Annotated in this window: 10 protein-coding genes; 8 read left to right on the plus strand and 2 right to left on the minus strand. The window is 57.0% G+C overall.

What is annotated here, in order from left to right; translation table 11 throughout:
• Positions 1 to 19 precede the first annotated feature (19 nt).
• From rsgA to mscM, 3 genes are all read left to right on the plus strand, one after another.
• Positions 20 to 1,072 carry a small ribosomal subunit biogenesis GTPase RsgA gene (gene rsgA, locus NUX24_RS09270; protein ID WP_023334242.1) on the plus strand — a complete coding sequence of 351 codons (1,053 nt, stop codon included), beginning with the start codon at positions 20 to 22 and terminating at the stop codon, positions 1,070 to 1,072.
• Positions 1,073 to 1,169: 97 nt separating this feature from the next.
• Complete coding sequence (gene asd / locus NUX24_RS09275; RefSeq protein ID WP_033144458.1) at positions 1,170 to 2,138, plus strand: archaetidylserine decarboxylase; 969 nt, start codon at positions 1,170 to 1,172, stop codon at positions 2,136 to 2,138.
• A 19-nt stretch (positions 2,139 to 2,157) separates the two neighbouring features.
• On the plus strand, positions 2,158 to 5,481 hold the full coding sequence (gene mscM, locus NUX24_RS09280; protein ID WP_257831119.1) for a miniconductance mechanosensitive channel MscM: 3,324 nt from the start codon (positions 2,158 to 2,160) through the stop codon (positions 5,479 to 5,481).
• A 44-nt stretch (positions 5,482 to 5,525) separates the two neighbouring features.
• Here mscM and epmA read toward each other — a convergent pair whose 3' ends face one another.
• Positions 5,526 to 6,503 carry an elongation factor P--(R)-beta-lysine ligase gene (gene epmA / locus NUX24_RS09285; RefSeq protein ID WP_045404820.1) on the minus strand — a complete coding sequence of 326 codons (978 nt, stop codon included), beginning with the start codon at positions 6,501 to 6,503 and terminating at the stop codon, positions 5,526 to 5,528.
• Positions 6,504 to 6,813: 310 nt separating this feature from the next.
• On the opposite strand from epmA, the gene frdA reads away from it, so the two are divergent.
• The 4 genes from frdA to frdD are packed head-to-tail and all read left to right on the plus strand — an operon-like array spanning position 6,814 to position 10,107.
• Positions 6,814 to 8,604, plus strand: a complete 1,791-nt coding sequence (gene frdA / locus NUX24_RS09290) for a fumarate reductase (quinol) flavoprotein subunit (protein WP_126328983.1) — start codon at positions 6,814 to 6,816, stop codon at positions 8,602 to 8,604.
• The gene (locus NUX24_RS09295; RefSeq protein ID WP_023310124.1) at positions 8,597 to 9,331 is read left to right on the plus strand and encodes a succinate dehydrogenase/fumarate reductase iron-sulfur subunit; all 735 of its coding nucleotides are present in this window, start codon (positions 8,597 to 8,599) and stop codon (positions 9,329 to 9,331) included. The genes frdA and NUX24_RS09295 overlap by 8 nt, the downstream gene beginning before the upstream one ends.
• Positions 9,332 to 9,341: 10 nt before the next feature.
• Positions 9,342 to 9,737 (plus strand): fumarate reductase subunit FrdC, encoded by a 396-nt coding sequence (gene frdC / locus NUX24_RS09300; RefSeq protein ID WP_257831157.1) that lies wholly within the window; start codon positions 9,342 to 9,344, stop codon positions 9,735 to 9,737.
• Positions 9,738 to 9,747: 10 nt separating this feature from the next.
• Positions 9,748 to 10,107 (plus strand): fumarate reductase subunit FrdD, encoded by a 360-nt coding sequence (frdD, locus tag NUX24_RS09305; RefSeq protein WP_032662398.1) that lies wholly within the window; start codon positions 9,748 to 9,750, stop codon positions 10,105 to 10,107.
• Between the two features lie 29 nt (positions 10,108 to 10,136).
• Here the strand turns inward: frdD and ampR are convergent, their stop codons facing one another.
• A complete protein-coding gene (gene ampR / locus NUX24_RS09310; RefSeq protein ID WP_029739889.1) occupies positions 10,137 to 11,012 on the minus strand; it encodes a LysR family transcriptional regulator AmpR in 876 nt (291 codons plus the stop codon).
• A 132-nt stretch (positions 11,013 to 11,144) separates the two neighbouring features.
• Here ampR and blaACT point away from each other — a divergent pair, with 132 nt between their 5' ends.
• A complete protein-coding gene (gene blaACT, locus NUX24_RS09315; RefSeq protein WP_257831125.1) occupies positions 11,145 to 12,290 on the plus strand; it encodes an ACT family cephalosporin-hydrolyzing class C beta-lactamase in 1,146 nt (381 codons plus the stop codon).
• Positions 12,291 to 12,389: the final 99 nt, after the last annotated feature.

Consider the following 12,389-nt stretch of genomic DNA (forward strand, 5'->3'; position numbering starts at 1 on the left):
CGACCAGGAGCCAGCGCGATTGAGTAAAAATAAACTCTCCAAAGGGCAGCAGCGCCGCGTAAACGCCAACCACCAGCGCCGTCTTAAAACCACTTCGGAGAAGCCGGATTATGACGACAACCTGTTTGGTGAAGCGACAGAAGGCGTAGTCATCAGCCGTTTCGGTATGCATGCCGATGTCGAATCCGCCGACGGTGATATTCACCGTTGCAATATCCGTCGCACTATCCGTTCACTGGTAACCGGCGATCGCGTCGTCTGGCGTCCGGGTAAAGAGGCCGCTGAAGGTGTCACGGTTAAGGGCATCGTTGAAGCCGTGCATGAACGCACGTCGGTGCTCACCCGACCAGACTTCTACGATGGCGTAAAACCTATTGCCGCCAACATTAACCAGATCGTCATTGTTTCGGCGATTTTACCTGAGCTTTCGCTCAACATTATCGACCGATACCTCGTCGCCTGCGAAACGCTGCAGGTTGAACCGATTATCGTGTTGAACAAAATCGATCTGCTGGATGACGACGGTATGGCCTTCGTGAATGAGCAGATGGATATCTACCGCAAGATTGGTTATCGCGTGCTGATGGTCTCCAGCCACACCAAAGATGGCCTTAAACCGCTGGAAGAGGCGCTGACCGACCGCATCAGCATCTTTGCGGGCCAGTCCGGCGTAGGTAAATCGAGCCTGCTGAACAACCTGCTTGGCCTCCAGCAAGAGATCCTGACCAATGATGTGTCCAACGTCTCTGGCCTGGGCCAGCACACCACTACCGCCTCGCGTCTGTATCATTTCCCGCACGGCGGCGACGTGATCGACTCCCCGGGGGTGCGTGAGTTCGGTTTGTGGCACCTTGAGCCGGAACAAATCTTTAACGGATTTGTCGAATTCCATGATTATTTAGGCGCCTGTAAATACCGCGACTGTAAGCACGATAACGACCCTGGCTGCGCTATTCGTGAAGCGGTTGAGAAAGGCGAGATCGCGGAAACCCGCTTCGAGAATTACCACCGCATTCTTGAGAGCATGGAAGACGTAAAAACGCGTAAAAACTTTTCTGATTCTGATAACTGACAACTAAGCTAAGCATCGCTAAAATCGTCCCCTTTTTTCAGGTTCCGGCGGCTTAACGCCGGATCAGGAACGACAAAACAATGGCCTGGAGGCTACCTTGTTAAACGCATTTAAACTTTCGCTTCAATACATTCTGCCAAAACTGTGGCTCACTCGCCTGGCGGGCTGGGGCGCAAGCAAACGCGCAGGCTGGCTGACCAAACTGGTCATCGACCTTTTCGTAAAATATTACAAGGTCGATATGAAAGAGGCGCAAAAGCCGGATACCGCCAGCTACCGCACCTTCAACGAGTTCTTCGTGCGCCCGCTGCGTGACGAAGTGCGCCCGCTGAACACCGATCCTAACGTTCTGGTGATGCCGGCAGACGGCGTGATCAGCCAGTTGGGTAACATCGAAGACGACAAAATCCTGCAGGCGAAGGGCCATAACTACAGTCTGGAAGCATTGCTGGCAGGTAACTACCTGATGGCGGATCTGTTCCGTAACGGTACGTTTGCCACCACCTATCTTTCACCGCGCGACTACCATCGCGTGCATATGCCGTGTAACGGTATCCTGCGTGAAATGATTTACGTCCCGGGCGACCTGTTCTCCGTAAACCACCTAACCGCGCAGAACGTGCCGAACCTGTTTGCCCGTAACGAGCGCGTCATCTGTCTGTTCGATACTGAATTTGGTCCTATGGCGCAGATTCTGGTCGGTGCGACCATCGTAGGCAGCATCGAAACCGTCTGGGCGGGCACCATCACCCCACCGCGCGAAGGCGTGATCAAACGCTGGACCTGGCCTGCCGGTGAAGCGGAAGGCTCGGTGGCCCTGCTGAAAGGTCAGGAGATGGGTCGCTTCAAGCTGGGCTCTACCGTAATCAACCTGTTTGCGCCGGGCAAAGTGAAGCTGGCTGAACAGCTCGAAAGCCTGTCGGTCACCAAACTGGGCCAGCCGCTGGCGGTCTCTACCGAAACCTTCGTGACGCCGGATGCAGAACCAGCGCCGCTACCGCAGGAAGAGATCAACGCCGAGCACGACGCCAGCCCGCTGGTTGACGACAAAAAAGACGAAGGCTAATAACAGAAGGATCGCTGACGTGCGCCCGATTATCGTTCTACTGATGGCCTGGTGCCTCAGCATGGGGGCGTACGCAGCGACAGCCCCCGACGCCAAACAGATAACCCAGGAACTGGAGCAGGCAAAAGCGGCCAAACCCGCTCAGCCAGGGACCGTCGAGTCGCTCCAGGCTGCCCTGAACGCGCTTGAGGAGCGGAAAGGCTCTCTTGAGCGCGCTCAGCAGTATCAGCAGGTTATCGACAATTTCCCCAAACTCTCGCAGACGCTGCGCGCGCAGCTCAATAATCTGCGTGACGAACCGCGCGACGTGCCCGCAGGCATGACCTCGGACGCTCTGAACCAGGAGATCCTGCAGGTCAGCAGCCAGCTTCTGGAAAAGAGCCGCCTGGCGCAGCAGGAACAGGAGCGCGCGCGTGAAATTGCCGACTCCCTCAGCCAGCTTCCACAGCAGCAAACCGACGCCCGCCGCCAGCTTAATGAAGTTGAGCGTCGCGTAGGTGCGCAAAGCGGCAACACCCCGCAGGCTCAGGCACAAAATCTGGGCCTGCAGGCGGAATCGGCTCGCCTGAAGGCCCTTGTCGATGAGCTGGAGCTGGCGCAGCTTTCCGCCAATAACCGCCAGGAGCTGTCGCGGATGCGCTCTGAACTCGCTCAGAAGCAGAGCGAGCAGCTGGATGCGTATCTCCAGGCCTTGCGCAATCAACTTAACAGCCAGCGTCAGCGCGAAGCCGAGCGTGCCCTTGAAAGCACCGAACTGCTGGCTGAAAACAGCGAAAACCTGCCTGCCGGTATCAACGAACAATTCAGGGTCAACCGTGAGCTTTCTGCCGCGCTGAATCAGCAGGCGCAGCGCATGGATCTGGTTGCATCCCAGCAGCGTCAGGCGACCAATCAAACCCTTCAGGTGCGTCAGGCGTTAAACACCCTGCGCGAGCAGTCCCAGTGGCTCGGGTCATCAAACCTGCTGGGCGAAGCGTTACGCGCCCAGGTCGCGCGCCTGCCGGAAATGCCGAAGCCGCAACAGCTGGATACCGAGATGGCCCAGCTGCGCGTTCAGCGACTGCACTTTGAAGATCTTCTCAATAAGCAGCCGCAAATCCGCCAGATCCGTCAGGCTGACGGCCAGCCCCTGACCAGCGAGCAAAACCGCATTCTGGAAGCCCAGCTGCGTACCCAGCGTGAACTGCTGAACTCCCTGCTCCAGGGCGGGGATACGCTGATTCTGGAGCTGACCAAGCTAAAAGTCTCCAATAGCCAGCTGGAAGATGCGCTGAAAGAGGTGAACGAGGCGACGCACCGTTATCTCTTCTGGACGTCCGACGTGCGTCCGATGACCTTCTCGTGGCCGATTGAGATTGTTCAGGATCTGCGTCGCCTGATTTCGCTGGACACCGTCAGCCAGCTGGGACAGGCCAGCGTGATGATGTTTACCAGCAAAGAGACCATTTTCCCGCTGCTCGGGGCGTTGATTCTGGTGGGCTTCAGCATTTACTCGCGCAGGCATTTCACCCGCTTCCTGGAGCGTTCCAGCTCCCGGGTCGGGAAAGTCACCCAGGATCACTTCTGGTTAACGTTGCGCACCGTATTCTGGTCGATTCTTGTCGCCTCCCCGCTGCCGGTGCTGTGGATGACGCTGGGGTATGGTCTGCGGGAAGCCTGGCCCTATCCGCTCGCGGTCGCAATTGGCGATGGCGTCACCGCCACGGTGCCGCTGCTGTGGGTGGTCATGATTTGCGCCACCTTCGCGCGCCCCAATGGCCTGTTTATCGCCCACTTTGGCTGGCCGCGTAATCGCGTTGCGCGCGCCATGCGTTACTACCTGATGAGCATCGGGCTGATTGTGCCGCTGATTATGGCGCTAATCATGTTCGATAATCTCAACGACCGGGAATTCTCAGGCTCGCTGGGCCGCCTCTGCTTTATGCTGATATGCGGGGCGCTGGCCATCGTTACGCTCAGCCTGAAACGCGCGGGTATTCCGCTCTATCTCGATAAATCCGGCAGCGGCGACAACATGTTCAACCGGCTGCTCTGGAACCTGCTGCTGAGCGCACCGTTGGTTGCGATGCTGGCGGCCGCGGTGGGTTATCTGGCGACCTCGAAGGCGCTGCTGGCGCGACTGGAAACCTCGGTGGCAATCTGGTTCCTGCTTCTGGTGGTGTACCACGTGATCCGCCGCTGGATGCTGATCCAGCGCCGCCGTCTGGCCTTTGACCGAGCCAAGCATCGTCGGGCGGAGATCCTCGCCCAGCGTGCGCGGGGTGAGGAAGAGCCAAACCACGTCAACAGTACGGAAGGCACAACGGAAGCGGACGAAGTCGAACTGGATCTGGATGCCATCAGCACCCAGTCCCTGCGCCTGGTTCGTTCCATCCTGATGCTCATAGCCCTCCTGTCGGTGATCTTCCTGTGGTCAGAGATCCACTCCGCATTTGGCTTCCTGGAGAACATCTCTCTGTGGGACGTGACCTCCACGGTGCAGGGCGTTGAAAGTCTGGAGCCGATTACCTTAGGGGCGGTGCTGATTGCCATTCTGGTGCTGATCATCACCACGCAGCTGGTGCGCAACTTCCCGGCGCTGCTGGAGCTGGCGCTGCTGCAGCATCTGGATTTAACGCCGGGGACGGGTTATGCGATTACGACCATTACCAAATATTTGATAATGCTGTTTGGTGGGCTGGTTGGCTTCTCGATGATCGGTATTGAGTGGTCGAAGCTGCAGTGGCTGGTGGCGGCCCTTGGTGTAGGGTTAGGTTTTGGCTTACAGGAGATCTTCGCCAACTTCATCTCTGGCCTGATCATTCTGTTCGAAAAACCGATCCGTATTGGCGATACCGTAACGATCCGCGATCTGACCGGCAGCATCACGAAGATCAACACCCGCGCGACGACGATCAGCGACTGGGATCGCAAAGAGATCATCGTGCCAAACAAGGCGTTTATTACCGAGCAGTTCATCAACTGGTCGCTGTCAGACTCCGTTACCCGCGTGGTGCTGACGGTACCGGCGCCATCGGACGCCAGCAGCGAAGAGGTCACCCAGATCCTCTACACTGCCGCTGAGCGCTGCTCGCTGGTAATCGACAACCCGGCGCCGGAAGTATTCCTTGTGGATTTACAGCAGGGGATCCAGATTTTCGAGCTGCGTATCTACGCCGCCGAAATGGGACACCGTATGCCGCTGCGCCATGAGATCCACCAGCTGATTCTGGCGGGCTTCCGCGAACACGGTATTGATATGCCGTTCCCACCGTTCCAGATGCGTCTGGAAAGCCTGGACGGGCGTAAAACGGGAAGAACGCTGACGTCAGCGGCGCGGACGCGTCCGGCGGGAAGTTTGTAAGATAAGCGGTGCAACCCTCTCCCACGGGAGAGGGTAAACTGCCGTCAGGCGCGATCTACGGTAAACGCAATCACATCGCCAAGCTGTTCTGCCCCCAGGGCCAGCATCACCAGACGGTCAACACCCAGCGCCACGCCGGAGCAATCCGGCAGACCTGCTTTTAATGCTTCAAGCAAATTAACATCAATAGGCTGCTGCGGCAGACCGCGCGCGGCGCGCTTGCGGTTATCCTGCTCGAAGCGCTGCTGCTGCTCGCGGGCATCCGTCAGTTCGTGGAAGCCGTTTGCCAGCTCGATGCCTTTGTAATAGACCTCAAAACGCTCTGCGACACGATGATCTTCGGTACTGATCTGCGCCAGCGACGCCTGGCTTGCCGGGAAGTGATAGACAAAGGTCGGACGATCCTTGCCAATCTGCGGTTCAACACCGAAGGTAAACAGCAGCTGCAGCAGCGTGTCGCGATCCTCTTCGGTATCCGCCACGTTGCTGAGATCCAGTTTTGCCGCCACTTCGCGCAGCTGGGTTTTGTCCGCCGATAGCGGATCGATTTCCAGATGGCGCTGGAAAGCCTGCTGATAGGAGAGCGTTTCGGCTTCCGAGCATTCCAGGACCTGCTGCAGCAGATCGTCCACCTCATTCATCAGACGGTACATATCATAATGCGGGCGGTACCACTCCAGCATGGTGAATTCCGGGTTGTGGTGACGCCCCATCTCTTCATTACGGAAGCTGCGGCACAGCTGATACACCGGACCACATCCCGCCGCCAGCAGGCGTTTCATGTGGTATTCCGGGCTGGTCATCAGATACAAATTCATGCCCTGAGAGTGGCCGGGGCCAACAAAACGGGTTTCAAACGGCACCAGATGAATATCCGTTACCGTTGCCTGACTCATGCACGGCGTTTCCACCTCCAGGACTCCGCGGTCGGCAAAGAAACGGCGGATCTCCGCCATAATTGCAGCGCGTTTTAACAGATTAGGGATGGATGCGCTCGGCTGCCAGGTGGCCGTTTCGCTCATGAGTTGTTCTCCGATTTCAGACAAGGGCACGAAGTCTACTCGTTAGCAGGGGCAGAGACAAATTTTGCGCAGTAAAAAAGCGCATTTCATTTAGGTGAACTTTTTCGTGACGTATTTCATCAATCTTCATGATAAATCGCCGTACAGAACAGCAAAAAAATCGAACACGTCAAATTTCCCTGACATCTACACGGTTATACTGTTTTACCCATAAAGGAGCAGTGGAAACGCTTTCGCAATCGTCCTTTTGGACGGGTGAACTACCTTTAGTTTGTCGCGTTGCGAAATAACAAAAATCTGGAGGAATGTCGTGCAAACTTTTCAAGCCGATCTTGCCGTAATAGGCGCTGGCGGGGCTGGATTACGTGCTGCGATTGCTGCAGCACAAGCTAATCCCAACGCTAAAATCGCATTGATTTCAAAAGTCTATCCAATGCGTAGTCACACAGTGGCAGCAGAAGGAGGGTCCGCCGCCGTTGCGCAGGATCATGACAGCTTTGAATACCATTTCCACGACACGGTTGCAGGGGGCGACTGGCTTTGCGAACAGGATGTCGTTGACTACTTTGTGCATCATTGTCCCACGGAAATGACCCAGCTTGAACAGTGGGGATGTCCGTGGAGCCGCCGTCCGGACGGCAGCGTCAACGTTCGCCGCTTTGGCGGTATGAAGATTGAACGCACCTGGTTCGCCGCCGATAAAACCGGCTTCCACATGCTGCACACCCTGTTCCAGACCTCCCTCCAGTTCCCACAAATTCAGCGCTTCGATGAACATTTCGTCCTCGACATTCTGGTTGATGACGGGCAGGCGCGTGGCCTGGTGGCGATGAACATGATGGAAGGCACGCTCGTCCAGATCCGCGCCAACGCCGTAGTGATGGCGACGGGCGGTGCGGGTCGCGTTTATCGCTACAACACCAACGGCGGCATCGTCACCGGTGACGGCATGGGCATGGCGCTCGGCCACGGCGTACCGCTGCGGGATATGGAGTTCGTGCAGTATCACCCAACCGGTCTGCCGGGCTCCGGCATTCTGATGACGGAAGGCTGCCGCGGTGAAGGCGGTATTCTGGTCAATAAAAACGGCTATCGCTATCTGCAGGATTACGGCATGGGCCCGGAAACCCCGCTCGGCGAGCCGAAGAACAAATACATGGAACTCGGCCCGCGCGACAAAGTCTCTCAGGCCTTCTGGCACGAGTGGCGCAAAGGCAACACCATCTCCACGCCGCGCGGCGACGTAGTTCACCTCGACCTGCGTCATCTGGGCGAGAAGAAACTGCTGGAACGTCTGCCGTTCATCTGCGAGCTGGCAAAAGCCTACGTGGGCGTCGACCCGGTGAAAGAGCCGATTCCGGTGCGTCCAACCGCGCACTACACCATGGGCGGGATCGAAACCGACCAGCAGTGCGAAACCCGTATTAAAGGCCTGTTCGCCGTCGGCGAGTGTTCCTCCGTGGGTCTGCACGGCGCTAACCGTCTCGGGTCGAACTCGCTGGCAGAGCTGGTCGTCTTTGGCCGCATGGCGGGCGAGCGCGCGATGGAGCGGGCGGCTACAGCAGGCGAAGCCAACGGTGCCGCGCTGGATGCGCAGGTCGCAGACGTTGAAAAACGCCTGAAAGACCTGGTGAACCAGGAGGGTAACGAGAACTGGTCTAAAATCCGCGACGAGATGGGCCTGTCGATGGAAGAAGGCTGCGGTATTTACCGTACGCCAGAGCTGATGCAAAAAACCGTCGACAAGCTGGCGGAGCTGCAGGAGCGCTTCAAGCGCGTGCGCATCACCGATACCTCCAGCGTATTCAATACCGACCTGCTCTACACCATCGAGTTGGGCCACGGTCTGAACGTCGCGGAATGTATGGCGCACTCTGCGCTGGCGCGTAAAGAGTCGCGTGGGGCCCACCAGCGTCTGGACGAAGGCTGTACCGAACGTGACGACGTCAATTTCCTGAAACACACTCTCGCCTGGCGCGATGCAGATGGCACCACACGTCTGGACTACAGCGACGTGAAAATCACCACGCTGCCGCCAGCTAAACGCGTGTACGGTGCAGAAGCAGAAGCCGCCGAGAAGAAGGAGAAGGCGAATGGCTGAGATGCAAAAAATGAAAGTTGAAGTGGTGCGCTACAATCCGGAAGTGGACGCCGCACCGCACAGCGCTTTCTATGAAGTCCCTTATGACGAGCAAACCTCCCTGCTGGATGCGCTCGGCTATATCAAAGACAACCTGGCGCCAGACCTGAGCTATCGCTGGTCCTGCCGCATGGCAATCTGCGGCTCCTGCGGCATGATGGTCAACAAGGTGCCGAAGCTGGCCTGTAAGACCTTCCTGCGCGAGTACACCAAAGGCATTAAGGTCGAAGCGCTGGGCAACTTCCCGATTGAACGCGATCTGGTGGTCGATATGACCCACTTTATCGAAAGCCTCGAAGCGATTAAGCCGTACATCATTGGTAATCCGCGCACGCCGGATCAGGGGCCAAATACCCAGACGCCGGCGCAGATGGCGAAATACCATCAGTTCTCCGGCTGCATCAACTGCGGCCTGTGCTACGCAGCCTGTCCACAGTTTGGCCTGAACAAGGAGTTCATCGGACCGGCCGCCATTACCCTGGCGCACCGCTATAACGAGGACAGCCGCGACCACGGTAAAAAAGAACGTATGGCGCAGCTTAACAGCCAGAACGGCGTCTGGAGCTGTACCTTTGTGGGTTATTGCTCCGAAGTTTGTCCGAAGCACGTCGACCCGGCCGCCGCAATTCAGCAGGGTAAAGTGGAAAGCTCGAAAGACTTTCTTATCGCTACCCTGAAACCACGCTAAGGAGTGCATGATGACGACTAAACGCAAAGCCTATGTGCGGCCTGTGCCGTCCACCTGGTGGAAAAACCTGCCGTTTTATCGCTTCTACATGCTGCGTGAAGGCACGGCGGTACCGGCGGTCTGGTTCAGCCTTGAGCTGATGTACGGCGTTTTTGCCCTCAAGCATGGCCCGGAAGCCTGGGCCAGCTTTGTCGGTTTCCTGCAAAACCCGATCATTGTTGTTCTGAACCTGATCGTGCTCGCAGCCGCGCTGCTTCATACCAAAACCTGGTTTGAGCTGGCGCCAAAAGCGGCGAACATCATTATAAAAGACGAGAAAATGGGGCCAGAGCCGGTGATTAAAGGGCTCTGGGCAGTGACGATTCTGGCCACTGTGGTCATTCTGTTTGTCGCACTGTTCTGGTAAGGAGACTACTGTGATTAATCCAAATCCAAAACGTTCTGACGAGCCGGTCTTCTGGGGCCTGTTTGGCGCAGGCGGCATGTGGAGTGCCATCATCGCCCCCGTCATCATCCTGCTGGTCGGCATTATGCTGCCGCTGGGGCTGTTCCCGGGCGATGCGCTGAGCTACGAGCGCGTACTGGCGTTCGCGAGCAGCTTTATCGGCCGCGTGTTCATCTTCCTGATGATCGTCCTGCCGCTGTGGTGTGGCCTGCACCGTATTCACCATGCGATGCATGACCTGAAAATTCATGTACCGAGCGGGAAATGGGTGTTCTACGGTCTGGCGACCATCCTGACCGTGGTGACGCTGATTGCCGTGGTCACCCTCTGACGCTTCAGGCCCGCCATCCGGCGGGCCTTTTATTTCTGCATTTTCCCCACCAGCCATTGGGCAAACTCACGCATTGCGGGCGTTTCTGTCCGTGACTGTAGTCTTGTCAGCCAGTAGCTGCCGAGGTCAATCTGCGTTGCAAAGGGCTGCACGATGCGCTCGCTGCTGAGTAAATGGGTAAACATGTCGACAGGCGCAATGGCAATCCCTGTGCCTGCCTGCGCGGCTTCCAGCATGGTCACGGACGAATCAAATACCATCACCCGGTGCGTCGGTGAGGGAGGATGTTCACCCGCAGCCTGCATCCACGCAGCCCACTCGTCACGCCGGTAGGAGCGCAGCAGGGTAAACTTCAGGATATCTGCCGGGCTTTTGAGAACTGAGGCAATGTCGGGCGTACAGAGCGGAGACAGCGGCGCAGGGCAAAGAAATTCAGCATCGGTTCCATGCCACGCGCCGCCACCGTAGCGAATAGTGTAATCAAGCCCTTCAGCCGCCGGATCGACGCGATTATTATGGGTGGAAAGCTGAAGATCAATATGCGGATAGCAGCGGCGAAAATCCGCGAGCAGCGAGAATAAAACACCCGTGGCAAAAGTCCCTACCACGCCTATTTTGAGCTTCTCCTGAGCGCGCTGGCTGGCAAACCGATCCAGCATTCCGGCGATACGATCGAACGAGTCATTCAGCACCGGCAGCAAATTCTCGCCTTCGGTAGTCAACATCAGCCCTCGCGAAACGCGAACGAACAGCTGGCAGTTAAGGTGCTGCTCCAGCGCCTTTACGTGCTGGCTAATCGCGGAATGGGTGACGTTCAACTCGATAGCGGCATGAGTAAAACTGAGGTGCCTGGCGGCTGCTTCAAACGCCCGCAGGGAATTAAGAGGGAGATAGCTGCGCGTCATAGGCTCGTCCGTTAGAAAAATTAACAGCTAATGCTAAATTTAACCGTTTGTCAGCCATAGTCAAATCCAACAGACTACAGCGGTCTGACGGGCCCGGACACTCCCTTGAACTGCTATTACGGAAGATAATTGATGATGACTAAATCCCTTTGCTGCGCCCTGCTGCTCAGCACCTCCTGCTCGGTATTGGCTGCACCGATGTCAGAAAAACAGGTGGCTGAGGTGGTGGAGCGTACCGTTACGCCGCTGATGAAAGCGCAGGCCATTCCGGGTATGGCGGTGGCGGTGATTTATGAGGGTCAGCCGCACTACTTTACCTTCGGTAAAGCCGATGTTGCGGCGAACAAACCTGTCACCCCACAAACCTTGTTCGAACTGGGCTCTATAAGTAAAACCTTCACTGGCGTATTGGGCGGCGATGCCATTGCTCGCGGTGAAATATCGCTGGGCGATCCGGTGACAAAATACTGGCCTGAGCTGACAGGCAGGCAGTGGCAGGGGGTCCGCATGCTGGATCTGGCAACCTATACCGCAGGAGGTTTGCCGTTGCAGGTACCGGATGAAGTCACGGATAACGCCTCTCTGCTGCGCTTTTATCAAAACTGGCAGCCGCAGTGGAAGCCGGGCACCACGCGTCTTTATGCCAATACCAGCATCGGTCTTTTTGGCGCGCTGGCGGTTAAGCCTTCCGGCATGAGCTATGAGCAGGCCATAACGACGCGGGTCTTTAAGCCGCTCAAGCTGGACCATACCTGGATTAACGTTCCGAAAACGGAAGAGGCGCATTACGCCTGGGGATACCGCGACGGTAAAGCGGTACACGTTTCGCCAGGCATGCTGGACGCTGAAGCCTATGGCGTAAAAACCAACGTGAAGGATATGGCAAGCTGGGTGATGGTCAACATGAAGCCGGACTCGCTTCAGGATACGTCACTCAGGCAAGGCATTGCCCTGGCGCAGTCTCGCTACTGGCGCGTGGGGGCCATGTATCAGGGGTTAGGCTGGGAAATGCTTAACTGGCCGGTCGATGCCAGAACCGTGGTTGAAGGTAGCGACAATAAGGTGGCACTGGCACCGCTGCCTGCGAGAGAAGTGAATCCACCGGCGCCCCCGGTCAACGCGTCCTGGGTCCATAAAACAGGTTCTACCGGCGGGTTTGGCAGCTACGTAGCATTTATTCCTGAAAAGCAGCTCGGCATTGTGATGCTGGCGAATAAAAGCTATCCGAACCCTGCCCGCGTTGAGGCGGCATACCGTATCCTCGACGCACTGCAGTAAAACATTGCCGGGTGGCGCTACGCTTACCCGGCGAAACACACCGCACAAAAACCACATTTTCCTTGCCGTCATCTACACTTAACAAAAAACAGTAAGGAA

It is taken from the genome of Enterobacter sp. HG048 (assembly GCF_024702055.1).
In the GTDB taxonomy this organism is placed as follows: Bacteria; Pseudomonadota; Gammaproteobacteria; order Enterobacterales; family Enterobacteriaceae; genus Enterobacter; species Enterobacter dykesii.